Origin of the sequence: Acinetobacter sp. NS-4, from assembly GCF_037402435.1 — a bacterium.
GTDB lineage: Bacteria > Pseudomonadota > Gammaproteobacteria > Pseudomonadales > Moraxellaceae > Acinetobacter.
Genome location: NZ_JBBEUE010000014.1, coordinates 17274 through 43478, shown reverse-complemented (window position 1 = coordinate 43478; position 26205 = coordinate 17274). Strand labels below are relative to the sequence as shown.

The 26205-nt window shown below is 42.7% G+C and carries 23 protein-coding genes and 2 tRNA genes; 18 read left to right on the top strand and 7 right to left on the bottom strand.

Translation table 11 applies throughout. The features are described 5' to 3' along the window. Positions 1-71: 71 nt before the first annotated feature. Positions 72-323, bottom strand: a complete 252-nt coding sequence (locus tag WAE57_RS11515) for a hypothetical protein (protein WP_337710726.1) — start codon at positions 321-323, stop codon at positions 72-74. Between the two features lie 441 nt (positions 324-764). Here WAE57_RS11515 and WAE57_RS11510 point away from each other — a divergent pair, with 441 nt between their 5' ends. Further along, positions 765-1727: a cation diffusion facilitator family transporter gene (locus WAE57_RS11510; RefSeq protein ID WP_337710725.1), complete on the top strand. Its 963-nt coding sequence runs from the start codon at positions 765-767 to the stop codon at positions 1725-1727. Between the two features lie 24 nt (positions 1728-1751). On the opposite strand, the gene WAE57_RS11505 is transcribed toward WAE57_RS11510, so the two are convergent. From WAE57_RS11505 to WAE57_RS11485, 5 genes are all read right to left on the bottom strand, one after another. Then, complete coding sequence (locus WAE57_RS11505) at positions 1752-2093, bottom strand: zinc-ribbon domain-containing protein (RefSeq protein WP_237787020.1); 342 nt, start codon at positions 2091-2093, stop codon at positions 1752-1754. A 167-nt stretch (positions 2094-2260) separates the two neighbouring features. Then, positions 2261-2336, bottom strand: a tRNA-Glu gene (locus WAE57_RS11500). Positions 2337-2369: 33 nt separating this feature from the next. Further along, a tRNA-Ala gene (locus WAE57_RS11495) sits at positions 2370-2445 on the bottom strand. 57 nt (positions 2446-2502) lie between these two features. Next, positions 2503-4011 carry a glutamate--tRNA ligase gene (gene gltX / locus WAE57_RS11490; protein ID WP_337710724.1) on the bottom strand — a complete coding sequence of 503 codons (1509 nt, stop codon included), beginning with the start codon at positions 4009-4011 and terminating at the stop codon, positions 2503-2505. A 129-nt stretch (positions 4012-4140) separates the two neighbouring features. Then, the gene (locus tag WAE57_RS11485; protein WP_301435283.1) at positions 4141-4443 is read right to left on the bottom strand and encodes a hypothetical protein; all 303 of its coding nucleotides are present in this window, start codon (positions 4441-4443) and stop codon (positions 4141-4143) included. A 363-nt stretch (positions 4444-4806) separates the two neighbouring features. Here WAE57_RS11485 and WAE57_RS11480 point away from each other — a divergent pair, with 363 nt between their 5' ends. The 9 genes from WAE57_RS11480 to WAE57_RS11440 all read left to right on the top strand — a co-directional run bounded on the left by WAE57_RS11480 (position 4807) and on the right by WAE57_RS11440 (position 15516). Further along, positions 4807-5808: a sulfate ABC transporter substrate-binding protein gene (locus tag WAE57_RS11480; protein WP_337710723.1), complete on the top strand. Its 1002-nt coding sequence runs from the start codon at positions 4807-4809 to the stop codon at positions 5806-5808. Between the two features lie 248 nt (positions 5809-6056). Then, positions 6057-7076 carry a sulfate ABC transporter substrate-binding protein gene (locus WAE57_RS11475; RefSeq protein ID WP_237787023.1) on the top strand — a complete coding sequence of 340 codons (1020 nt, stop codon included), beginning with the start codon at positions 6057-6059 and terminating at the stop codon, positions 7074-7076. Positions 7077-7492: 416 nt separating this feature from the next. Beyond that, complete coding sequence (gene rsmH, locus WAE57_RS11470) at positions 7493-8416, top strand: 16S rRNA (cytosine(1402)-N(4))-methyltransferase RsmH (RefSeq protein ID WP_337710722.1); 924 nt, start codon at positions 7493-7495, stop codon at positions 8414-8416. Further along, positions 8416-8748 (top strand): cell division protein FtsL, encoded by a 333-nt coding sequence (gene ftsL, locus WAE57_RS11465; protein WP_337710721.1) that lies wholly within the window; start codon positions 8416-8418, stop codon positions 8746-8748. The genes rsmH and ftsL overlap by 1 nt, the downstream gene beginning before the upstream one ends. Positions 8749-8761: 13 nt before the next feature. Then, entirely contained in the window at positions 8762-10588 is a 1827-nt protein-coding gene (gene ftsI, locus WAE57_RS11460; protein ID WP_337710720.1) for a penicillin-binding protein PBP3, read from the top strand. Between the two features lie 10 nt (positions 10589-10598). After that, entirely contained in the window at positions 10599-12095 is a 1497-nt protein-coding gene (locus tag WAE57_RS11455; RefSeq protein WP_337710719.1) for a UDP-N-acetylmuramoyl-L-alanyl-D-glutamate--2,6-diaminopimelate ligase, read from the top strand. A gap of 9 nt (positions 12096-12104) precedes the next feature. After that, positions 12105-13514, top strand: coding sequence for a UDP-N-acetylmuramoyl-tripeptide--D-alanyl-D-alanine ligase (gene murF, locus WAE57_RS11450; protein ID WP_337710718.1), 1410 nt, complete (start codon positions 12105-12107; stop codon positions 13512-13514). After that, positions 13514-14632: a phospho-N-acetylmuramoyl-pentapeptide-transferase gene (mraY, locus tag WAE57_RS11445; protein WP_237787029.1), complete on the top strand. Its 1119-nt coding sequence runs from the start codon at positions 13514-13516 to the stop codon at positions 14630-14632. The genes murF and mraY overlap by 1 nt, the downstream gene beginning before the upstream one ends. A gap of 80 nt (positions 14633-14712) precedes the next feature. Beyond that, positions 14713-15516 carry a putative RNA methyltransferase gene (locus tag WAE57_RS11440; protein WP_337710717.1) on the top strand — a complete coding sequence of 268 codons (804 nt, stop codon included), beginning with the start codon at positions 14713-14715 and terminating at the stop codon, positions 15514-15516. Between the two features lie 40 nt (positions 15517-15556). Here the strand turns inward: WAE57_RS11440 and ponA are convergent, their stop codons facing one another. Then, positions 15557-18085 carry a penicillin-binding protein PBP1a gene (gene ponA / locus WAE57_RS11435; protein ID WP_337710716.1) on the bottom strand — a complete coding sequence of 843 codons (2529 nt, stop codon included), beginning with the start codon at positions 18083-18085 and terminating at the stop codon, positions 15557-15559. A 165-nt stretch (positions 18086-18250) separates the two neighbouring features. Between ponA and WAE57_RS11430 the strand changes: the two genes are divergently transcribed. The 8 genes from WAE57_RS11430 (at position 18251) to WAE57_RS11395 (ending at position 25964) form a co-directional block, all read left to right on the top strand. Then, positions 18251-19312, top strand: coding sequence for a pilus assembly protein PilM (locus tag WAE57_RS11430; RefSeq protein WP_237787032.1), 1062 nt, complete (start codon positions 18251-18253; stop codon positions 19310-19312). Then, positions 19312-19965 (top strand): PilN domain-containing protein, encoded by a 654-nt coding sequence (locus WAE57_RS11425; RefSeq protein WP_337710715.1) that lies wholly within the window; start codon positions 19312-19314, stop codon positions 19963-19965. The genes WAE57_RS11430 and WAE57_RS11425 overlap by 1 nt, the downstream gene beginning before the upstream one ends. After that, a complete protein-coding gene (pilO, locus tag WAE57_RS11420) occupies positions 19962-20714 on the top strand; it encodes a type 4a pilus biogenesis protein PilO (protein ID WP_337710714.1) in 753 nt (250 codons plus the stop codon). The genes WAE57_RS11425 and pilO overlap by 4 nt, the downstream gene beginning before the upstream one ends. Next, a complete protein-coding gene (locus WAE57_RS11415; protein ID WP_337710713.1) occupies positions 20714-21241 on the top strand; it encodes a pilus assembly protein PilP in 528 nt (175 codons plus the stop codon). Before pilO ends, WAE57_RS11415 begins: the two co-directional genes overlap by 1 nt. Positions 21242-21303: 62 nt before the next feature. Then, a complete protein-coding gene (locus WAE57_RS11410) occupies positions 21304-23427 on the top strand; it encodes a type IV pilus secretin PilQ family protein (protein ID WP_337710712.1) in 2124 nt (707 codons plus the stop codon). 36 nt (positions 23428-23463) lie between these two features. Beyond that, entirely contained in the window at positions 23464-24012 is a 549-nt protein-coding gene (gene aroK / locus WAE57_RS11405) for a shikimate kinase AroK (protein WP_086174554.1), read from the top strand. A gap of 17 nt (positions 24013-24029) precedes the next feature. Then, a complete protein-coding gene (aroB, locus tag WAE57_RS11400; RefSeq protein WP_337710711.1) occupies positions 24030-25115 on the top strand; it encodes a 3-dehydroquinate synthase in 1086 nt (361 codons plus the stop codon). Positions 25116-25118: 3 nt separating this feature from the next. Then, positions 25119-25964, top strand: coding sequence for a hypothetical protein (locus tag WAE57_RS11395; protein ID WP_337710710.1), 846 nt, complete (start codon positions 25119-25121; stop codon positions 25962-25964). The last annotated feature ends 241 nt before the right edge of the window (positions 25965-26205 follow it).

The window sequence follows — 26205 nt, the reverse complement described above, 5'->3', positions numbered from 1 at the left end:
TTAAAAAACCAGCCTTCGGGCTGGTTTTTTTTATTAAAATGCAATTTGCGAATAACTATACATTAAAGTCTTTATGGCTTCCGGATGACCCTGATTTGCAGCTTTTTTAACCATTCTTGGGCACGAGTGTAATTTTTATCTAAACCTAAGTCACCGTTTAAATAACATAGGCCGAGTTTATACTGGGCGTCACGATGCCCTTTTAATGCTGCACTTAAAAAGTTCCATATTGCATTTCGGTGATCTTGTGTGACGGGATTTTTTTCTGGTGTTGTGTGATTGGCGTGCAGGCTTGCAAAGATTTGATTATGTTTTATTGCCAACTTTTCCTAATATAGACCTTGCGTATATGCTAACTGCGCCTCGGAAGGTGGATTTTGCTTTGCGGATATTTTAAGAGTCAAATGGAGGAAGCCAAGCGTACACGATCTGTTTTAATGTATGTATGATCATGTTCAGCTCCTTATGATCAAAATTAAATGATTTTTATCCAATATTATTAATTTATATGCTTTTTTTTAATTAAGCACTTTTTATTTGTAATTTGCTTTTTCATTTGAGATCAATTGTGTGTTGATTTTAATTAAGTTGTTAATTTTTTTGAATTTAAAATTTTGAATATGAATTATAATAAATTAATTCCTATATTGAGATTTGGTCTCAGCACTCATGATGCTGAGATAATAATGTAATTTTATAACTTTATAATTCCTTGCTATGCTGACCCAGAAGAAAAGCAAAAATTTATAGAAAAGGGAGTGTGTATGGGTGAACATCATGGGCATGATCACAGCCATGCAATCGTCACAGAGGGCAATGCCAAAAAGCTGACCTTTGCCCTGGCACTCACCAGCACCTTTTTAATTATTGAAGTCATTGCTGGTTTTATCACCCAAAGTTTGGCGCTGCTTTCCGATGCGGCACACATGTTTACCGATGCAGCAGCCTTAGCCATTGCCTTGGTCGCGATCAAAATTGGCAAAATGCCAGCGGATGATAAAAGAACTTTTGGTTACCAGCGTTTTGAAATTCTGGCGGCACTGTTTAATGCCTCGATGCTGTTTGTCGTAGCGATGTATATTCTATTCGAAGCTTATCAACGTTTTAGCCATCCCCCTGAAATCCAGAGTCTGGGCATGCTGGGCGTGGCTGTGATTGGTCTGGTGATTAACCTGATTGCCATGAAAATCCTGTTTTCCAGCTCGGCAGAAAGCCTGAATGTTAAAGGTGCTTATCTGGAAGTTTTAAGCGATGCAGTGGGTTCGATCGGGGTGATTATTGGCGCGGCCGTGATCTATTTCACCGGCTGGATGTGGGTAGATACCCTCATTGCGGTGCTGATTGGTTTTTGGGTATTGCCGAGAACCTGGATTTTACTCAAACAAAGTATCAATATTTTGCTTGAAGGGGTGCCAGAGGAAATTGATATTGAACAGTTGCGTAATGATCTTTTGAGCCTACAGGATGTAGAAAGTATTCATCAGCTGAAAGTTTGGGCCATTACTTCCAAAAATCTCCATCTAACCGTACATCTTTATGCACCACAGGCAGATCATCATGCCTTATATCAGCAAGCCTTGGAGATGTTAAGCCATCAACATGGCATTACAGAAATGACTTTACAGATTGAAGATACCGAATGTATGACGCATTCACATTGCCATAATGCGAGTGATCCAGTGCAACATTCAGATCATCAGGAAGATTCACATCAGCACCAACATTGAAGCTGATGTGAAATCAAATCTGTTTTAGATTTCCCATTCGTGATTACATTCACGACATTTCCATTTTTTTTGTGACTGCATAAAGCCTTGCATGGAAATTTTAAAATCAGGCAGATCACGGTAAAACAAGAACCCGGCGATGACACAGATAATAAAGACCACCACAGTGGCAATTTGTAGGGTAGAGCCTGCGCCATTGCCGAAAATCCACATGGCAATGCTAATTAAAACCAGCAGTAATAAAATGAATACAGCAGGAATTAGAAAGACAAGGCTTTTGGGAACTACAGGTCGTACTGCAGGGCTACCGGCTTGAGCGACAGGCATAATTTTAGGGCTTTGGCATTTGGGGCAACGGTATTGCATTACAACTCCATAATTTTAATCTATTGCTTATTTTAATCGGAATGACACAGAAAGCAAAAAACAGCGCAAATAAAAGTTTAGACAAAATTGAGGCAATAAAAAACCCAAGTCACAATGCTTGGGTTTTTTATCAGATCACTATAAATATATTATAGTGATCTTGAATATGGCGTCCCTACGGGGATTCGAACCCCGGTTACCGCCGTGAAAGGGCGATGTCCTAGGCCTCTAGACGATAGGGACAATTGAGGCAACACAGGTAAAAACAGCAAACTTTGGTGGAGTCAAGGAGGATCGAACTCCTGACCTCTACAATGCCATTGTAGCGCTCTACCAACTGAGCTATGACCCCAGTTTGTGTGAGCGCAATATTAGGGGTATTGCGCTTACACGTCAACTATAAAATCAATTATGCTTTATCAACTGCATCATTTTTCGGCAATTTTAAGCTTTCATTGAGTTTTTCCCATACTTTTGCTTCTTTTTTACTCGGTCCGCCGACAATTTCCAGGGCATGACGTAAACGTGCGAAAGTTAAATCGGGACCAATCGTGACCATAGACTGCATGACTGGAGTCGACGAGGTTGAACCGGCAATGGCAATAAAGAAGGTGGGCATGAAGTCACGAAGTTTCACTTCCATCTGGTTGGCCAAGTCCATTAAGGTTTGGCTGACTGTATCATTATTCCAGGTGAACAGGCTTTCCAGACGCCAAATGGCGAACTGCAAGCTTTGACGAATCTGTTCATCAGACAATTTCTTGCTTTCAAACTGCTCTTTGCTGATGCTTGGGAACTGGTTGAAATAGAAACCAGCCCAGTTCACTGCTTCAGAAAGCAGGTTGATACGCGGCTGAATGGCAGCAGCAATTTCTTCCAGGGTATTGCGGTCAGATTTCCACGCCAATAAAGTATTTAACAATTCGGCAGGAGAGAGTGCTTTAATCCATTGACCATTCAGCCAGTTGAGTTTTTCCACATCAAAGATTGGGCCACCTAAAGACACACGTTTAATGTCGAAGTGCTCAATCATCTCTGCCAACGTGAATTTTTCACGTTCATCTGGCATTGACCAGCCCATACGGCCTAAATAGTTCAACAATGCTTCCGGTAATACGCCGATGTCCCTGTAGTAATTGATTGAAGTCGGGTTTTTACGTTTAGACAGTTTTGATTTGTCCGGATTACGAAGCAATGGCATATGACCCAGTACCGGCATTTCCCAGCCAAAGTATTGGTAGAGCAACTGATGTTTTGGTGCAGATGGTAACCATTCCTCGCCACGGAAAACGTGAGTGATTTGCATCAGATGGTCATCGACGACATTGGCAAGATGGTAAGTCGGTAAACCATCGGTTTTAAGCAAGACTTGCATGTCGACTTGAGCCCAAGGAATTTCAACTACCCCACGCAGTAAATCATTGACTTTACAAATCCCTTCTTCAGGTACTTTCATACGAATCACGTGGGGCTCACCTGCGGCAAGGCGACGCTGCACTTCCTCTGCCGACAGCTTTAAACCACGACCATCATAACGCGGTGTTTCACCACGTGCCTGTTGTTCAGCACGCATTTGATCCAGTCCTTCTGGTGTTGCGAAGCAGTAAAAAGCATGCCCTTTTTCTACAAGTTCTAACGCATATTGCTTATAAATGCCCATACGTTCAGATTGACGGTAGGGTGCATGTGGACCGCCCACATCCGGACCTTCTGACCAATTTAAGCCTAACCAGCGCAATGAATCTAAAATCATTTTTTCAGATTCAGGAGTTGAGCGCAGTTGATCGGTATCTTCAATACGAAGAATAAATTCACCGCCATGCTGTTTAGCAAAACATAAGTTAAACAAGGCAATATAAGCAGTGCCTACGTGTGGAAAGCCAGTAGGAGAAGGTGCAATACGAGTACGAACAGTCATAACCAATATTTTCAGAATGTGAATGGAAGCTATTATAACGAAAAAGCCCAATCACTTAATGTTAAATTCAACATTGAAATGATTAGGCTAGATGGGAACCACTAAAGGGGCAAGAAGTTCGCTGCTGAATTAAGAGTTGTTTTGCGGGAATAGCGCTTGCACAAAACGGCTAAATTTCTGGTTTTGGGCGGCAAAAAAGCTTTGAGTCGGTGCAACTTTAATTTCGGTCAGAATTTTTAAATCGTTATCAGCACGTAAAGTATTGCCCCCGTGCTTTTGCTGTTGCAAGGCTTTTTCAATCAATGAAGATTTTTCAGGGCTTAAAGTCACTTTGGCTTCGGTACCTTTAATTGTAGCTGCATGTCCCAGCTGAGCCATAAACCCTAAACTTAAACTTAAACTTAACGCCTGTATAATTGCTGTATATCGCATTTCCACATCTCCCCTTCTGGTGCTGGAATTTTATATATTGTTTTAATCCTGTGGTGTGACACCATTTAACCACACAAAAAAATACAAAAGTAGAACTAGGTCACACTTTTTTACAAAATGATAAAATACCTATAAAGCTTGGGAACTTTGTATCAAAAAAATATGGAGACAACATGAAGAATGATGAAAAACAACAAGTTTGAGATTTTTTAGGGATGGTTTTAGTGCTAAAAGTGCATTTAAAAGCATTTTTATAGATATCTTTAAAACCGATTTTTAATCAATAAAATATTATAAGTTTATGATTGTTAAAAATATTCTCGATTCATATAGTGTCTTTATTCTTAAAGAAGAGTGTTACACATGAAAAAAATAATCGTCTCTACTTTTTTGGTCTTGCTGGGGAGCATGGGCACGCAGAGTTTCGCCGCGAAAGATTTCCTGAATGTCTCTTATGATCCGACCCGTGAATTTTATCAGGAATATAATCAGGCCTTTGGGGCGTATTGGAAACAACGTACCGGACAGGAGATCAATTTCAAGCAATCTCATGGCGGTTCAGGTAAGCAAGCCCGTTCCGTGATTGATGGTTTGCAGGCTGATGTGGTGACTTTGGCTCTGGCCAACGATATTGATGAAATTGTGAATGCTGGCCTGATTCATAAAAACTGGCAAAAGCAATTTCCGAACAATTCTGCACCGTATACCTCGACCGTGGTTTTTCTGGTTCGCAAGGGTAATCCTAAAAATATTAAAGATTGGAACGATTTAACCAAGCCGGGTGTGGAAATTATTACGCCAAATCCGAAAACTGGTGGTGCGCCACGCTGGATTTATCTGTCGGCATGGGGCTACGCGTTAAAACAGCCGGGTGGAAATGATGTCAAAGCACGGGAGCTGGTGAAAAAGCTTTATGGCAATGTGAAAGTACTGGATTCGGGTGCACGCGGCTCTTTAACCACTTTTGCCGAGCGTGGTATTGGCGATGTGCTGTTGTCTTGGGAAAATGAAGCCTTATTGGCAACTCAAGGCCTGGGCAAAGACAAATATCAGATTGTCTATCCTTCCATTTCAATTTTGGCTGAGCCATCGGTGGCAATTGTCGATAAAAATGTTGATAAGGATGGTAACCGTAACTTGGCTAAAGGTTATTTAAATTATCTGTATTCGCCAAAAGGGCAGGATTTGGCAGCACAATATTTCTTCCGTCCACGTGATTCAAAAGCGGCAGCGAAATATGCAGCACAATTTCCAAAAATCAAACTGTTTACTATTGGAGATGTGTTTGGTGGCTGGGCGAAAGCGCAAAAAACTCATTTTGTGAATGGTGCCATCTTCGACCAGATCTATAGTGAAAAGAATTAATATTCTGATCGTTATCAAGCATTAAAATAGAAAACGGATAACTAGATTATCCGTTTTTTTTATATCTAATCCATAAAAATCTATATATATGAAATAAGTATAATGTTGTCACTATTTTTGTATCTAAAACAGTGAATTAAGTAGAAAAACCTTTTATCTTAATCTGTTATGTCTAAATTGGATGAATTGCGAATTATGACTTTATTTCATATAGTTAGCATTAATGAAGATAATTGATCTGTATTGCAATGAAAACTCAATTTAAAGCGTTACTCAGTGCAGCATTGCTTGCTACGAGCATTGCTTTTACTGCAACTTCTGCTCAGGCGGCAGACCGTGAATTCTTAAATGTATCGTATGATGCAACACGTGAATTTTATGATGAATTCAACAAGTCTTTTGGTGCTTACTGGAAAGAGCGCACTGGGCGTAGTGTGAATTTCAAGCAATCTCATGGTGGCTCAGGCAAGCAGGCGCGTTCTGTGGTTGATGGCTTAAAAGCTGATGTGGTGACTTTGGCATTAGCAAATGATATTGAAGAAATCGTCAAATCGGGTCAAATCCAGCCGGGCTGGCAAAAAGAATTCCCGCATAACTCTGCACCTTATACTTCAACCATCGTATTTATGGTACGTAAAGGCAATCCCAAGCATATTAAAGACTGGTCTGATTTAACTAAACCGGGCGTGCAAATTATTACCCCGAATCCTAAAACAGGTGGTTTACCACGTTGGGTATACTTATCTGCTTGGGGTTATGCGCTGAAACAACCGGGTGGTAACGATGCCAAAGCTAAAGAGTTTGTGGGCAAGATGTACCACAATGTCAAAGTGATGGACTCGGCTGCTCGTGCTTCAATGACCACCTTTGCAGAACGCGGTATTGGCGATGTGTTATTGACTTGGGAAAATGAAGCCTTGGTCACTCAAAAAAGTCTGGGCAAAAACAAATTTGAAATTGTTTATCCATCCATGTCTATCTTAACTGAACCATCAGTTGCAATCGTGGATAAAAACGTGGAGAAAGATGGTAACAAGTGGTTAGCCAAAGGTTATATCAACTACTTGTACTCACCATTGGGTCAGGAAATGGCGGCAAAATACTACTACCGTCCACGTAATCCGGACGTGCTGGCTAAATATTCTGCTCAATTCCCGAAAATAAAAACGTTTACCATTGATGAAGTATTTGGTGGCTGGGCTAAAGCGCAACAGACCCATTTTGTGAATGGTGCAATTTTCGACCAGATTTACAATAGCAAGCGTTAATTCTGCGTGATCTAAAAAAGCCAATCCGTTGTGATTGGCTTTTTTATTGTGATTTGGGCTCATGATCCATAGATAAATCAAGGCCAGCAGGGCAAGGCAACTGCCCCTGAGCAGTAACGGTAATTTTGACCTAAATAAAGAACAAATCGCTAAGCTAGATCAAAGAAATGAACAGTAGAAAAATTTCTATTTAGCTGCTGATCAATTGATGACTAGAGAGGCAAATTTTAACAAACAATAAAGAGAAGAATCGGGTTTTTTAAATAATATGCATTCACAGCAAAATTTGCTTCAATATCCCCAAAAACGGTTTTCTCTATGAAAAGTAATATTTCCCTACAAAAAGTCGTTTGGAGCTTTGTTAAAACAAGGTAATAATGTGCAGTTACATTTTTCATAGTATTGATTGAACCCTTATGTCGCATATTTCTGTATTACTTCACGAAACTGTTGATGCCTTATTGGCAGATCGCAATACAGGAATTTATGTCGATGGCACTTTCGGTCGCGGCGGTCATACCCGTTTATTGCTGTCTAAATTGGATGAAAATGCCCGCGTCTATGCCTTTGATAAAGATCCGCAAGCTTTGGAAACTGCAGCTGTATTAGAACAGGAAGATTCACGTTTTAAAATTATCCATGCCAGCTTTGCCGATTTAAAACAGGAACTGGAAGATTTGGGCATCGACAAGGTTGATGGGGTAATGGCGGATTTAGGGGTGTCCTCTCCACAGCTTGATCAGGCGGAACGTGGTTTTAGTTTTATGAAAGATGGACCGCTAGATATGCGTATGGATAACTCGCAAGGTCCAACGGCGGCTGAATGGTTAGTCAATATTGAAGAAGAAGCTTTGGCCAATGTGATTTTCAAGTATGGAGAAGAGCGTTATAGCCGCCGTATTGCCAAAGCTATTAAAGCGGCAGGTTATATTGAAACGACTGCTCAACTGGCTGAAATTGTAAAAGTTGCCCATCCGAAATGGGAAAAAAATAAACATGCTGCAACCCGAACTTTTCAGGCTATCCGTATTGCCATTAATAAAGAATTAGATGATATTGAAGCTTTCTTGCCACAGGCTGTGGAAGTTTTAAAATCAGAGGGACGTTTGGCGGTGATCAGTTTCCATTCACTGGAAGACCGTCTAATTAAACAATTTATTCAAAAAGAATCGACTTTAGCGGAAGACACCAGTTGGGGGTTGCCACAAAAACGGGAAGATACCCGTCGTTTAAAGAAAATTTCCCGAGTTCGTGCCAGTGAAGAAGAGGTCAAAGCCAACCCTCGTTCTCGTAGTGCATGGCTTAGAGTTGCAGAACGCTTAGCTTCAAAAGGCGAATAATGAAAACTGAAGTTGTTGAAAAGAAAGCCGGTAAAAAGCCGATGAAAAAAATCATCAGTTATATCATTTTGCTGCTATTGGTCTTTGTTAGCGCATTGATGGTGGTATTCCAGGTATTTGAATATCGTCATGATTATCGCGAGTTAAGTTCTTTTATGCGGGAAAGGGATGATCTGAATGCAGAGTGGGGGCGTTTGCTGATTGAGCAACAAACCTTTGGTGCAACGGCGCAAATTGGCACGCGTGCGGTAACGCAATTGCGCATGTACTCGCCACCTGCCGCGCAGACGGTTGTAATTTCTTTACCAATGACTCCAGAAGATAAAAAATAAGGCTAGCTGTAATATGGTGGACAAGAGAACAAGTCAGGCAACACGCAAAAAGCAGCAGCCGATTACCGAGAAAAATGCCCTTAGCGTAGATATGTGGCGTTTTTATCTGATGTGGAGTGTGGTTTTACTATGCTTTTTAGCTTTGGTGAGCCGTGCATTCTATGTACAGGTCATCAACAAGGACTTTTTGCAAAACAAGGCCAATGCCAACATTTTAAGAACGGAAAAAGTCAAGGCGATGCGTGGCGTGATCTATGATCGTCATGGCGTGCCCTTGGCCATTAGTACGCCGGTCATGAAAGTGGTGATTGATCCGCGCGACTATTTTGAAACCAAAAAACTGTTTGATGAGATTACGGCTGAGCTGGCTAAAGATCCTCATAACCGTAAACTGAAACGTCAGTTACCCGATAAAAACCTCAATCTGGATGAACTTGCCGATGCGGTAGGCATTGATCGTGCAGAATTGAAAAAGAAGATGAACGACAAACCTCGTTCACGTTATCTGGTCCTGCAAAAAGAAATTCCACCCCAGCAAGCTGAACTGATCGCAAAACGTGAGTTTCAGGCTGTTTATACCGAGAAAAACTATAAGCGTTACTATCCGCAGCCGCAGCCGAATGCCCAGATTATTGGTTTAACCAATAGTGAAGGAACCGGGATTGAAGGTCTGGAGATGCAGCTGAATAGTGCTTTATCTGGTCATGATGGCGAACAGCAAATTGTGCGCGATAAGCGCGGCAACCGTTTTAAAGATCCTGAAGTTATCAAAGAAGTGGAAGCAGGGGAAAATATCACCTTAAGTATCGATTCGCGCCTGCAATATATTCTGTACCGTGAATTGACCGCTGCCGGTGTGGCCAATAATGCACGTTCTGCCACTGCGATTGCTGTAGATGTCAAAACTGGTGAAATTCTGGCAATGACCAGCTGGCCATCTTATAACCCGAACGATAAGAAAAGTTTAACCAATAAAGATGCCATGCGTAACCGCGGTGCAGTCGATTCATTCGAACCGGGTTCTACCATGAAACCGCTGACTGTGGCGATGGCACTGGAAAGTGGCAAATATACCGCGAACTCTATCGTCAATACATCGCCGGGCAGTATGCGTATTGGTAACCATACCATTCGTGATACCCATAACTATGGCGTACTTACCCTCGGCGGGATTATCCAGAAATCTTCCAACGTTGGTGTGGCAAAAATTGCCTTATCACTGCCTTATGCAACCTTGCCTACATTCTATAAACGTGTGGGGATGGGACAGCGTTCCGCAGTTAAATTCCCGGGTGAAAGTGCGGGTTTGATTTTGCCGCCAAGCAAATGGAATGTATCGGAAGTGGGTACCATGGCCTATGGTTATGGTCTGAATGCGACGGTACTGCAAATTGCCGATGCCTATGCCATGATTGCCAATAAAGGCGTGAAGGTGCCTTTAAGCCTGTATAAACTGGATCAGCCACCGAAGGGTGAGCAAATTGTCGATGCAAAAATTGCCGAACAGGTTTTGTTGATGATGGAAGCGGTGACCTTGCCGGGTGGTACGGCACAGCAGGCCAATATTCCAGGTTATCGTGTCGCAGGTAAGACCGGGACAGCACATAAATTACGTGCAGACCGTAAAGGCTATTCAGACTCGGAATACCGTGCACTGTTTGCCGGTATGGCACCGGTAAGTGATCCGCGCTTGGCCATGGTCATTGTGGTGGAAAATCCGAAAGGGCAATATTACGGTGGTTTGGTGGCAGCTCCTGTATTTGCACGGGTGATGCAAGAATCATTACGTTTGATGAACGTGCCTTTAGATAAACCTTTAGATACTCCCAAAATCCAGTAACAGGTGATGAATGTCGATTACATTTCAAGATCTCTACAGTACTGAGAAAACCGCTGGATGGATAAGCAAGCCATTCGGTGGCTTTAGTTTAGATAGTCGTAAAGTTGAAGCAGGGCAAATTTTTATTGCCCTGACTAGTTTTTCTCAGCCTGAAAAAACGCTGCAGTTTGCACAATCGGCTTTGGCACGTGGTGCCTTGGCGGTGGTGAGTGAAACGGATTTAGGCCTGGAAAACAGTATTGTGGTGCCGAATGTCCGTCATTTGATGGGGCAATGGCAAAAACAATATTTGCAGGCCAGCCAGCCGGTGCAGGCGGAACAGATTATTGCGGTGACAGGGACCAACGGTAAAACTACCATCTCGCGTTTAATTGCTGAACTGTTGATGTTGCAAGGCAAGAAATGCGCCGTGATGGGAACTACCGGTAACGGTATTTTGCCGAATCTGGAAGTTTCTTCGCATACCACTCTGGATGCCTTGCAGTTGCAAAATGCATTACATAAATATGCACAGGCTGGCGCTGAATTTGCTGCGATTGAAGCCAGCTCACACGGTCTGGAACAGGGTCGTTTGAATGGCTGCGATATTGAAATTGCGGCGTATAGCAACTTAAGCCGTGATCATCTGGATTATCACGGTACGCTTGAAGCCTATGCTGAAGCCAAGTCGCGGTTATTCAAATTTTCCAGTTTAAAAGTGGCGATTATCAACATTGATGATGAGCATGCACAGGTCATGATTGAGGCGGCACAATCAAATCCGGCTCGGCCAAAAATTCTCACTTACTCAATCACTCAGAACGCTGACTATCAAGCTGAAAATATTCAATATAGCTTAAGTGGTGCCTGCTTTACACTGTGCACGGCACAGGGTGAATTTGAAGTGCATAGCCCATTGCTCGGTCACTTCAATGTTGAAAATCTTGTCGCGAGTCTGATTGCTGCAGAGCAGGCAGGCTTTAAGCTGGCGGATTCGATTGCCGTTGCAGCGCAACTGAAAGGTGCGCCGGGTCGTATGCAGGTGATCCGTGATGGCGAGCGTCTGTTTGTGGTGGATTATGCCCATACTCCAGATGCTTTGATTCAGGTGCTGACCACCTTAAAACGCCATGTAGCGAAAAATTTATGGGCAGTCTTTGGCTGTGGTGGCGACCGTGACCGTGGCAAGCGTCCGCTGATGACCCGGGCTGCCTTGGATCATGCCGATGTCGCACTGATCACTTCAGACAATCCGCGCACTGAAAATCCGGAACAGATTTTTGCCGACATGAAAGCGGGAATCGATTTTTCAGCGCATACAGTGCATGAAATTCATGACCGCCGTGAAGCGATTAAATTTGCAGTGAAACAGGCTCAGGCGGGTGACATTGTGGTCATTGCCGGCAAGGGGCATGAAAACTATCAGGAAATTGATGGCGTACGTCATTGGTTTGATGATGTGATCGAAGTGCAGGCAGCTATTGATGCACAACCTCACACTCCAGATTCAGCTTATCCTGCGCAATAGGAAACCATCATGCATACATCGACTACCAGTACAGTGCCTTTAGAGCCGTGGACAGCAGCGCAGCTTGCTGAAGCCACCCAGGGTTACTGGTTGAATGAGAAAGTGCCTCAAGGCGAAATCAAACGAATTTTGACAGATTCACGTTATGCCGAACAAGGCGATACATTTCTTGCCCTGAAAGGTGAGCGTTTTGATGCGCACGATTTTGTTGCTCATGTTGCAGCAAATGGCTGTGAAATTGCGATTGTCAGTCATCCGGTCGACGCAGATATTTGTCAACTCGTGGTTGCAGATACGCGTTTGGCTCTTGGTCATTTAGGGGCTTATCGCCGTACGCAGAACTCACAATTGAAAGTGATTGCGCTGACCGGTAGCAGTGGTAAAACCACTACTAAGGAAATGCTAGGCAGTATTTTATCGCGTCTGGCACCGACCTTAATTACCCGCGGTAACCTGAATAACGATTTGGGTGTGCCAATGATGTTGCTCGAGCTGCGTGCCGAACATCAGTTTGCGGTCATGGAACTTGGCGCGAGCCATCAGGGTGAGATTGATTACACATCAAATCTGGTGCAACCGCATGTTGCCGGGATTATCAACATTGGTACGGCACATTTGGGTGAATTTGGCGGACGCGATGGTATCTGTCGTGCCAAATCGGAAATTTATGCACATATTGCCGCAACAGGTACTTCTATTGTTCCCGCTGCCGATGATTTTGCAGATACGATTCGCCAAGTGGTGCAAACTGAGAAGGTATTGAGTTTTGGTCAAGGTGGTGATGTATATGCAACAGACATCGAGTTGCAAGCACAATCTTCCCGCTTTACTTTAAATACCCCTCAAGGTGTGCGTCAGATCAGTCTGCCATTTGCCGGTGAACATAATGTTCAGAATGCCACTGCTGCGACAGCTTTTGCTCTCGCGATTGGTGTTGCGCTGGATGATATTGTGATTGGTCTGGAACAGGCGACGGGTGCCAAAGGTCGTTTGAACTTTATTCATACTGAAAAGCATCTGTTTATTGATGATACTTACAATGCCAATCCGACTTCCATGCGCGCAGCGGCAGAAGTGCTTGCCCAGCAGGAAGGTGTCAAGGTGATGGTGATTGGCGATATTGGTGAATTGGGCACAAGTGCAGCACAGCAACACTATATGCTGGGCCGTGACCTGGTTTCGGTACAGGGCGTTCACTTCGTGGTTGCCGTGGGTGAATTTGCTCCAGCCACCCAAGAAGGGGCGCGCAGTACCCAGTATGGAAAAAAATTGCAGGCCTTTTTGACTCAGGCACAAGCTCTTCCTTTCTTACTTGGTTTAATTGAAACACATCAACCTCAATCCATGAGTTTCCTGTTTAAAGGTTCTCGCTATACCCACATGGAAACATTGATGGCTGATTTGATGGAGAAACTTTAATGCTGTTATGGCTATTTGAACAACTGGCGGGCTATAACAGCTCGTTTCAGGTGGTTCGTTATTTAACATTACGTGCTTTGCTCAGTGTATTAACTGCATTAACCATTGGACTGGTCTTAGGGCCAGTGATGATCCGTAAGCTACAAGCACTCAAATATGGCCAAGCAGTCAGTTCGTTTGCTCCTGAAGGTCATGCCAAAAAAATGGGTACACCCACCATGGGCGGGATTTTGATCCTACTCTCGATTGGGATATCAACCTTGCTTTGGGCCGATTTATCTAATCCTTATGTCTGGATTGTGCTTGGGGTAATGGTGATCTTTGGTGCCGTAGGTTGGGCAGATGACTGGATTAAAGTCCGTTATAAAGACAATGCCGGCTTGCCTGCACGAAAAAAATTCTTCTGGACTTCAGTGGCTTCTCTGGGTGCCGGTATTGCCCTGTATGTGATTGCGACTCAGCAGGTCAATCCTGTGCATACCAGCAACATGCTAGATTTGTTGATTCCGTTCTTTAAAAATCTGTCTATTCCATTCTCGGTTATTCCTTTGGGAATTGGTTTTATTATCTTTACTTATCTGGTGATTAACGGTGCCTCCAATGCGGTCAACCTGACCGATGGTCTGGATGGTCTGGCAATTATGCCAATCGTTCTGGTTGCAGCAGGTTTGGGCGTGTTTGCCTACCTTGCAGGGGATGTTCGTTTTGCTAATTATCTACACATGCCATATGTGAAATATTCATCCGAATTGGTGGTGATCTGCGCTGCAATGATTGGTGCCGGCTTGGCTTTCCTTTGGTATAACGCCCATCCTGCGCAAGTGTTCATGGGTGATGTCGGTGCCTTATCCTTAGGTGCAATGCTAGGTACCATTGCAGTTATGGTTCGTCAGGAAATTGTTTTTGCCATTATGGGTGGTGTTTTTGTGGTAGAAGCCATTTCAGTATTCTTGCAGATCGGTTCACTGCGCATGCGTAACAAGCGGGTATTCCTGATGGCGCCGCTGCATCATCATTATGAGAAAAAAGGCTGGCGTGAAACCCAAGTGGTGATTCGTTTCTGGATTATCACAATTATGCTGGTAGTTTTAGGCTTAATGACCTTAAAATTGCGTTAAGCAAATATTCGAAAGAGCCGGCATTTGCTCCCACATCTGCCGGCTTTTTTATCGCCTGATTTCAGGCACTGGAGAAAAATATGAATCTGCTGATGTGTCCTGTCTGTCATGAAGCATTGAAACTGACCGAAAAAACATGGCACTGTGTGAATAACCACAGTTATGACGTGGCAAAACAAGGCTATGTGAACCTGCATGTGGTGCAGCATAAGCACAGTAAAAATCCGGGTGATACGCCTGAATCGGTACAGGCGCGTCGTGCATTTTTAAGTGCAGGTTTTTATGCACCTTTACAACAGGGCGTGGTTGAAAAAATTCGCGAATTACGCATTGAAAATCTGCTGGATATCGGTTGTGGTGAAGGTTATTACACCAATGCCATGCAGGCGGAAGTGCTGCAATGTGTCGGTGTAGATATTGCCAAAAATGCAGTTCAGGTTGCAGCCAAGCTGAATAAAAATGTGACCTGGGTGGTTGGAACGGGTGCAACATTACCTGTTTTAGATGCATCAATCGACTTGTGTACCAGCTTGTTTAGCCCTATTCCAAAACAGGAGATATTACGGGTACTGAAACCGCATGCCTATTTGATAGTGGTTACGCCTGCAACAGAGCATTTATATGCCATGCGTGAGGCGCTTTTTGAAGACGTGAATCCGCATGAACCACATAAATTTGTCGTCCAGCTGGAAGATGCTTTTGAGCTGGTAGGGGAGAGTATCGTAGATGCGCCCTTTATCTTGTCACAAGCGGATTTAAAGCATCTGCTTGCCATGACGCCTTATGCCTATAAAGCCAAGCCAGAACGACGTCAGGCTTTGGAACAGAAAGATCAGTTTGAGTTAAAGGCTCAATTCCAGATTTATTTGTTCAAAAAGAAATAAGCCCAATAAAAAAGCCCTCATTCGAGGGCTTTTTAGCATGCTATTCAAATACATCAATCAGATGATCAAGTGCATCCGGTTTGTGGTTTTGTTTTTGCATGTCTGGCGGGTTGGCATTATCCGGAACCAGGATTTTCTCTCCAGGAAGATCATCAAAGTCACGTTCCGGTGCCCGTGCTGGAGTAATAGGTGCCGGACGATACAATGGACGAGCCAAAGGTGGAGATGAACGATCTGTTTGAACAGGTTCACCGACAGTAATCGTCTGGTTATGATTGGTTGGCGCTTTGGCATTTTTGTCAAAATGCACCCAGGCTGCCGGTGTGCCTTTTAAGGCATTGCCCATAAAGTTGGTCCAGATTGGCAAGGCGGCAACACCCCCATACTCAAGGCGACCCAACGTAGTAGGCTGGTCAAAACCGACCCAGGCAACCGTCACCAGTTTGCCATTAAAACCGGCAAACCAGGCATCTTTGGCATCATTGGTTGTTCCGGTTTTACCGCCAAGATCATCACGGCCAATTCTGAGTGCGGCACGTCCGGTACCATGCTGAATCACATCACGCAGAATATTGGCCATGTCATATGCAGAGCTTGATTTCAAGACACGCTGTGCCTGACGGTACTGGCTTTTTGTTTCATCAAGTTCAAGTTTGGCCAGTTCTTTTTCTTCTGGTAATGTCTGATTGGTGACATCAATTACTTCATCATCAGGGGTTACCGGTTCTGCAGAGGTAGTTTCTTCATCAGTTTGGTTGATGCAGGAAATACATGCATAGTCAGGATTGCTTTGATAAATCACTTTGCCATACGCATCTTCAATACGGTCAATAAAGTGCGGCTGAATGCGGTAACCGCCATTGGCGAAGGTGGCATAGCCTGTGGCCATTTGAATAGGAAGAACTTGTGGTGTACCTAAGGCAATAGTGTAATTTCGTGGGATCTGATTTTCATGCAAACCAAAATCCATCAGTAATTGTCGGGTACGCTCAATGCCCACCGTTTGCAGCAGGCGAACGGACACGGTATTCCGTGATAAATACAAGGCGCGACGTAATGGAATCATGCCAAGATAACGACCATCCGAGTTTTTCGGTGACCATTTGCCAATGGTGATCGGACTGTCATTGACCATGCTGTAGGGTGTCATACCGCGTTCAAGTGCCAATGCATAGACAAAGGGTTTGATGGTTGAACCTGGTTGACGCCAGCCTTGTAGGGCACGGTTAAATTTGGACTGATAAAAATTGTATCCACCAACAATTGCTTCAATTGCGCCGTTGTTGGGGTTTAATGCAATCAGCTGGCCTTGTGCTTTAGGAATCTGTACCAGTGCCCAAGAAGTTTTATTGTCATTCGGACGCAAGCGGATAATATCGTTTACTTTAACAATTTGGGAAGCTGTGCGTGGAGCAGGACCTACACTGTTGGCATTCCTGTAAGGAGAAGCCCAAGACATGCCTGACCAAGGTACAGTCACGCTAGAGCCATCTTGCATCAATGCTTCAAAAGCGTTTTTATCGACTTTAATCACCTTGGCAGGATAGGTATTTGCATACGCCATGAATTCGCTCAAGGGTTTGTCATGGGCTTCAGCACCTCTCCAGCCATGTCGGCGGTCATAGGCTTCGAGACCTTCTTGTACCGATTGTTCTGCGAAGGCCTGACGTTGGCTATTGATGGTGGTATAGACTTTGTATCCAGAATCAATTGCTTGTTCACCAAACTTTTCCATCAATTCTGAGCGTACCATTTCGCCCACATAGGGAAATTTATTATTGATGCCACGTTCAGGCATATCGAGGTTAATCGGTTCAGCAATAGCCTGTTTATATTGAGCCTGATTAATATAACCCAGCTGCAGCATACGTCCCAGAATCCAGTTGCGACGTTCCAAGGCGCGGGTAGGATTGACCACCGGATTGTATTTTGAAGGTGCTTTGGGCAGCCCTGCAATCATGGCCATCTGAGCAATACTGAGCTGATCCAGGTTTTTGTTGTAGTAAATTTTTGCAGCTGCAGCAATGCCATAGGCATTTTTACCCAAGAAAATTTTATTCACATATAAGGTGAGAATTTCTTCCTTGGTCAGGTTTTGTTCAATTTTACGTGCTAAGAAAATTTCAGTCAGTTTGCGTTTTAGCGTGCGTTCTGGTGTTAAATAATAATTTTTAGCCACCTGCATGGTGATGGTAGAACCGCCGGTTTGTACGTTGGAACCGGTGATGGTTTCACTCACCGCACGTCCTAAACCTTTAAAGCTGATTCCGCTATGTTCAAAGAAGGATGAATCCTCTGCAGCAAGGAAGGCCGAGATAAAGGGTTTTGGAATCTGTTTGTATTCCACAGGGACAGACAATTTCCCGCCATACTCAGCAATAAGCTCATTATCGGCACTATATACTTGTAAAGGTTTTAATAACGGCGCCTTTTTTAAGGTGGTCATTTTGGGTAAGGATGGGGCAATATAGAGATACATGCCATAAAATCCCATCGGAATTGAGACCAAAACTATAATTATGATCAAAAAAAATGGATGAACATGGCCCGAACGTGATAGCTTTTTCATAACAAGTAAGTTTTAATAAGAGCTAATGGCAAACTAATTAGCGGTCAGTATAGCCTTTACACATGCAGATTGTTAGATGAGTTATTGTATCTGTATAAAATTATAGACCAGCACTGATTAGTAGGTTACTTTTATTGGGGATAAAAAAATAATAGGAAGTATATTGTGCTCAGGTTATATCGTAAGCCGAATAAGGGGTTAGTAGGAGTAGATATTAGTTCTACTTCTGTTAAATTGTTAGAACTTTCTGTTAAGAGCGGTAACAGGTACTGGGTTGAGAGCTATGCACTGGTTCCCTTACCTGAGGGTAGTGTTGTTGAAAAAAATATTTTAAATCCAGAAGCTGTCGGAGATGCACTAGAGCGAGCGCTTAATCTTGCCAATACGCAATCTAAAGCTGCAGCCCTTGCCATCCCAACTTCATTGGTGATTACCAAAACCATTGAAATGGATGCCGATATGACGGATGACGAACGTGAAGTTCAGATCCGTATGGATGCAGAGCAATACATTCCCTTTCCTCTGGATGAAGCCAGTCTGGATTTTGAAGTATTGCCGGATCGTTTAGCCAATCCGAATCGGGTGAATGTGCTTTTAGTTGCAACGCGTCTTGAAAATGTAGAAGCACGTGCTGAAGTGCTGGAATTGGCTAACCTGACACCAAAAATTGCCGATGTTGAAAGTTTTGCGATAGAAAATGCCTATAAAGTATTTTCCGATACTTTACCAATAGGTGTGAATACGGTTGGTGTTTTAGATATAGGTCATACCATGACGACCTTATCTGTGATGCAAAATAATAAAGTGATTTATACAAGAGAGCAGGTGTTTGGCGGTAAACAGCTGACTCAAGAAATTCAAAATCGCTATGGTCTGTCTTTTGAAGAAGCGGGCCGTGCCAAGAAAACCCGTTCATTGCCCGATGACTATGATGTTGAAGTCTTAGAGCCGTTCTTGGAAGCTGTAGTTCAACAGGCAGCAAGATCACTGCAGTTCTTCTTCTCATCTTCACAGTTTAATGAGATTGACCACATTTTATTGGCGGGGGGGAATGCTAATATTCCAGGACTCGCGAAATTACTACAACAAAAACTGGGTTATCGCGTCACGATTGCCAACCCATTTTTGCAAATGGGGTTTTCTCCACAAATCGATATTAAAAAAATAGAGAATGATGCTTCCTCGCTCATGGTGGCATGTGGTCTGGCATTGAGGAGTTTTGATTAATGGCAAGAATTAACTTGCTCCCTTGGCGTGATGAGCTGAGAGAGAAACGAAAAAAAGAATTTATAGCAATTTGTATTGGGGCTGCATTCATTGGCGCTTTGGCGGTTACATCATCATGGTTTTATTATGATCAAAAACTTGAAGACCAGGAACAGGCCAATCAGCTAATTACTAGCACCAATCAAAATCTTGATGTGCAATTAAAATCTCTGGAAGGTTTGGAAGCACAGCGCAATGCTATTATTGAGCGTATGAAACTGATTCAAGGCTTGCAAGGGCAACGTCCGATTGCAGTACGTCTGATTGACGAATTGGTACGAGTAACGCCAACTAATTTGTATATTACCAAATTTGTGCGTACTGGTGATAAATTTACTATCGAGGGGAAGGCGGAAAGCCCGAATACTGTTGCAGAGTTTTTACGTAATTTAGAAGCATCTGCCTGGTATCGCAACGCTTTTATGAATTCTTTTTTAGCAGTTGAAGAGCAAAAAGATAAAGCGCCTAGTTCAGTTGTTCCGCGTGTTGAGGAAGGTTATGGTTCATTTGTGGTGACTGCTGACTTAGACGAAATCGCACAACCAGTTGCACCAGAAGCACAACAACAAGCACAATCCGATACAGCTAATTCAACCGTGGAGGCAGCAAAATGAGTCTCGATGAACTAGATGAATTAAATCCAAATGAAGCTGTGGTCACTAAAAAGAAGATGACGCTGGATAAGTTCCTTCAGCAGTTCAATACTTTGGATATGAATAACTATGGCAGTTGGCCATTGTCCGTCAAAATTACCTGCTGGATTGCGATTGTATTGGCGATTGGTGTTCTTGGTTATTTTTTAACCATTAAAAGCAAATTGGACGATATTTCCAATGCTGCTGCTCAAGAACAAAACCTACTTAATGAATTTCGTGAAAAAGATTCCAAGCTTCGTAACCTGCAGTTGTTGCAAGCGCAGTTACAAGAAATGGAAGCGAATTTTAATCAGCAATTAGAGCAATTGCCGAAAGAAACTGAAATTCCAGGTCTGGTTGAAGATATCAACGTGACGGGTGTAAGTTCTGGCTTGAAATTTAAAAACATTAGTTTGGATCCAGAGGTTAAACAAGAATTCTTTATTGAACAGCCAATTTCAATCACAGCAACAGGTGATTATCATGCCTTTGGTTCTTTTGTGAGTGGGATTGCTGCACTGCCACGTATTGTAACCTTACATGATTTTGAGATTACAGCATCGGAAAATAAAGAGAAAAAATCTGACATTCCTCAAGTGAACTATAACGTTAAAGCAAAAACATACCGTTATATTGGGGTTACGGATGCTCAGGCTACGGCTACTCCAGCTACCGGTACTCAGGCTACGGATGCTAACTCAACGGCTACAACTGGAGGGGTAAAGTAATGAAAATGCAAAAAATCTCTCTCAGCTTGATGTTGGGTTTAATGTTAGTGGGCTGTGACTCGCGTATTGATGCCGTGAATGAACAAATGGCCAATATCCGTAATCAACCCCCATTAGCGATTGAACCCGCTCCGGTTTTTCCTCCTGTACCGACATTTAATTATGCGGCACACCAGTTGAAGAGTCCTTTTTTACCGAGTTCGCTGGCTGCTGAATTAAAAATTATGTCAGGAAAGCGGGTCTATCCTAATTTATCACGTCAACTGCAGCCTTTAGAAAGTTATGCAATTGAATCGTTAAATATGAAGGGAAGCATGCGTAGCCAGTCTGGACAGATACTGGCATTGATTCAGACGCCAGATGGTGAAATTGAACGAATACAGCGCGGCAGTTATATGGGTATGAATCATGGTCGCGTGATCAATATTACACCTACACAAATTGATCTCGTGGAAATTATTCCAGATGGGCGAGAAGGATACGTGGAACGTCCAAGAAGTCTAGTATTACTTGGACCAGCGCCTTAAGTTTAAAAGGAATAAAAATGAATAATAGTTTTAAAGATTTTATATTTGGGGATGGCAATACAATGAACCATTTGTTTCGTCAATTTTCTATGGGTGCTGTTGCGATCGCGATCATGCAGGTTGCAAATGCACAAGTCAGTATTACTAATATTGTGCCGATGCAGATTGCAGGTCAGGGTACAGAAATCCGTGTGATGTTTAATGGTTTACCACCACAACCTCAAGCTTATCAACTTGAGCAGCCGTCACGTTTGATTCTTGATTTTGATAAAGCACAACAAAATTTACAACAAAATAGCATTCCTGTCGCAACGAAAGAGGCAACTTCGGTCGATGTGAGTTCAGATGCGCAACGTTCACGTTTAACTGTGAACTTGGCTGATGCGGGTGCCTTTACCACACGTATTGAAGGCAATACCTTTATATTAAAAATTAATTCTGTTGCTGGAAATACATTTGCTTCACAGCAAATTATGGCTCAAAAAACTGCGCAAGGCATTTCCAATATCGGTTTCCAGCGTGGCAGTCAGGGTGAAGGCCAAATTATTGTTGATTTATTAGGTAGTAATACTCCGGTAGATGTACAACAGCAAGGCAGTAAAGTAGTAGTACGAACTTTGGGTAACAAAGTTCCTGCACACTTGGCACGTCGTTTAAATGTCAATGATTTTGCAACTCCGGTATCCACGGTCGATGCTACCAATGACGGCGGTAATGGCGTGATTACCATTCAGACTTCTGGTAGCTATGAATATATGGCTTATCAGACTGATAATAAACTAACCATCAGCTTAAAACGTCCTGAAGATAAAAATCCATTAAAACCTAAAGCAGCCAATGCTTATACAGGGAAAAAGATTTCTTTGGATTTCCAAGATATTGAAGTACGTCGTGTACTGCAATTATTGGCAGATTTCACCGGTATCAATATGGTGACTGCGGATAGTGTTCAAGGCAATATTACCCTGCGTTTAAAAGATGTCCCATGGGATCAGGCTCTTGATATTATTTTGAAAACCAAAAATCTGGATAAGCGCCGTAATGGCAACGTGATCTGGATTGCACCGGTATCAGAACTGATCAAGGCGGAAGAAGAAGAAGCTAAAGCTATAGCACAAAGTGTAAAACTGGCGCCGATTCAAACTGAATATTTAAAATTAAGTTACGCTAAAGTCACTGATATTGAAAAGTTAATTACTGAAACTAAACAGTCGAATAATTCGGGTGGTGGGAGTAGTGGCGGTAGATCAAATGATAATTCAGGTGAAACCCTCTTAAGTCCACGTGGTTCAATTTCGGTTGATGCACGTACCAATACCTTGATTATTAATGATACTGCACAAAATATCGATAAAGTTCGCAAAATGGTGGATTTGCTGGATGTGGCTGTGAAACAGGTTATGGTGGAAGCACGTATAGTGCGTGCAACCACAGACTTTACCAAAGAGATGGGTGTAAAGTGGGGCATTTTATCACAGGGTATCAACCAGAATAGTGACTTGCTTGTCGGTGGTAGTGATACAACCTTGTGGGATTTAAAGACTCCTAGTGATGATGGTAAATATACCATTCAACGTCCACAGAACTTAAATGTGGATTTAGGTGTAACCAGTCAAGGTGCAAGCCGAATTGCATTTGGTTTAATCAGTTTGTCAGATTTTATGCTGGATTTAGAACTTTCTGCATTGCAAGCTGATGGTTATGGTGAAGTTATTTCTACTCCGAAAGTACTCACTGCTGACAAACAAGCTGCAAAAGTAGCATCGGGTACCCAAATTCCTTATCAATCTTCTCAAGGAGGGGGGGCAAATGCTGTTTCCACAACTTCATTTGTTGATGCAACTTTGAGTTTAGATGTCACGCCAAGCATTACTCCAGATGGCAAAATCCAGATGTTGTTGCAAATCAAAAATGACTCTGTAGGGAATCCTACACCTACCGGTCAATATACAATCAATAAAAATGAGATCAACACCAATGTATTGGTTGAAAATGGCGAAACAATAGTCTTGGGGGGTATTTTTGAACAGCAGACAGCCAATACTCAAACTAAGGTGCCTTTCTTGGGAGACTTGCCTTATGTGGGACGCTTATTCCGTAAAGATGTAAAAAAGGATAATAAGAGCGAACTACTGATTTTTGTTACACCACGAATTGTTGATGACAGTGTTTCAAGAAATCATTAATATATTTTAAATTTAGCAAAATAAATAGGTGACTCCTTGCCAAGCAATGAGTTTGAAACCCTGCCAAATGTCTATTTGGTAGGGCCAATGGGGGCTGGGAAAACAACTGTTGGTCGTCATTTAGCGGAACTGTTGGGACGAGAGTTTCTTGATAGTGATCAAGAAATTGAACGTAAAACAGGTGCGACAATTCCTTGGATCTTTGAAAAAGAAGGTGAAAAGGGATTTCGTAACCGTGAAACAATGGTGATTGATGAACTCACTGCCCGTTCACAGCTGGTTATTGCAACTGGTGGTGGAGCAGTGACCCAGTCACCTAATCGTGAATTCTTAAAACAACGTGGAATTGTGGTTTACCTTTATACTCCTGTCGAAATACAATTACAGCGCACTTATCGGGATAAAAACCGTCCTTTACTGCAAGTTGAAAATCCTGAACAAAAGTTACGTGATTTATTGGCTGTTCGCGATCCCTTATATCGTGAAGTTGCAGATTATATTATCGAAACAAATCAGGGCGCTGCTCGTGATTTAGCGCAAAAAATCTTACATATGATTGTTTCTCAAGAAGCAAAGCTAGTCTAATTAACGGTTTTAATTTCATGCAAACTTTACATGTTGAACTCGGTGATCGTCGCTATCCTATCTTTATTGGCAGTGATCTCAATCCCCAATCTTTACTTGAATCTTATATTCACGGAAAGCAGGTCATGCTGGTAACCAATACGACGGTTGCTCCTTTATATCTAGAGCATTACCTCAGTGCGATTGAAGGTTTGGGTAAAACGGTTGCGACATGTATTTTGCCTGATGGCGAAAAGTATAAAAATATTGAGCATTTAAATCTCATTTTTGATGCTTTGCTGGAAGCGGGTTTTAACCGGGATGCGACAGTATTGGCTTTGGGTGGTGGAGTTATTGGTGATATGGCGGGCTTTGCATCTGCTTGTTTCCAGCGTGGGGTGTATTTCATTCAGGTGCCGACGACACTTTTGTCACAAGTCGATTCAAGTGTGGGCGGGAAAACCGGTATCAATCATCCACTCGGTAAAAACATGATCGGGGCTTTCCAGCAACCTCAAGTTGTGCTTGCTGATATGTCGCAGCTTTCGACCTTGCCAGACCGCGAGTTATCTGCGGGTTTGGCAGAAGTGATTAAATATGCCTTACTGGGCGATCGTGATTTTTTAGTCTGGCTTGAACAAAATATGGATGGGCTGGTTGCGCGCGATCCCGGACTGCTCGCTGAAGCCGTATATAAATCTTGCGCTCATAAAGCACGCATTGTCGCCAATGATGAAAAAGAACAAGGCGAACGTGCCTTACTGAATTTAGGGCATACTTTTGGTCATGCAATCGAATCCTATTTGGGTTATGGCGTTTGGCTACATGGAGAAGCTGTTGCTACGGGGATGGTGATGGCGGCTGATTTGTCACAACGTATGGGCTGGATTTCACGTGAAGATCTAGAACGTACAAAAAAAATCATTCAACGTGCTCATTTACCCGTAAAATGCCCAGCTATTCCACTGGAAGAATTTCTTGCCTATATGTCACATGATAAAAAAGTGCTGAATGGGCAGTTGCGTCTGGTCCTGATGAAAGCACTGGGGCAAGCCGTAATTACCAAAGAATTTGATGTGGAATTGATGAAACAAGCGATTTTAGCGAATCAAGAAAAGGCATAACTCATGGCAACCCTCCGTACACAATGGCAACGTATTCAAAATTATATCTGGCTGGTGTGTGGGGTGGTGTGTTTATTTGCAGCACTTGTTTTTTGGGCAATCACGGATAGCGATGCTTTAGTTGAAGTGGAAAAATCTGCGGAAACGGAGTCTGAGCTACAAATTCAACCCGAAAAAGTTGCTGCAACGAACTTGCTTGGTGCGTTACAGGATGAAGTTCGTCCTTTAGAAATGACCACACGTGTAGTGACTACTGGAAGTTATGAACCGGAATTTCGTGGTAGCAAGTTTATTAATGATAATAAGAACGCAAGTACCATCGAATTGTTTCGCACAACCAAGGATGATGTGATTCGCAGTTTTTTAAAAAAACAATCCGATCGCAAGAACTTTTTTTATATACGTTTAAGCGGTGAGAACCAGATTGAACAATATGTGCTTCTCTATGGGGTATATAGAAATAAAGATGAAGCTCAACGTATGCTAGAGCAATTACCGCTGCAATTTCCCAAGACTGTTCAGCCTAAAGTACAGGATATTGAAAATTATGTCCCTTTAGTAAATGACATGGGTGCGGATGAAATGGGTACTAATAATAAGCTGTATGCAGTCAATCTAAAATCTGCGCCTTTACCTAAAGTTGACGAAAGCATATTGGCAATTGTGAAACCAAAATCCAATGAGCCGGCAACTGATGCTAAAACAGCAACTACAACCACCACTGTGACACGTCGCGACGAACAGGGCAATGTAGTGGATGTGCAGCAGTCACATTCAGCTGTCGAATCTGCACCGAAACAAGGCGGAAATAAAGTTCCAGAAAAAGAAATTAATGACCCATTTAACTAAAAATATAGTTCTAAAATAGAGCAAATTAGGTTATAAAAATAACAATACGCACAAATATAGTGCAAAAAATGTTTTGCTGAGAGTTTGATAAAACTCGCGAAACTTTAATGTTTTTATATTTAAAACGTTTAGCATTGTCTTTTTGTGATTGGCATATTTTTTGCTTAATTGGTGCGTGAATTGAGTTGATGTCCCTGTTTTGGCGCGAAAAGATTCAATGATTGTGCGAAATCGTCAAATT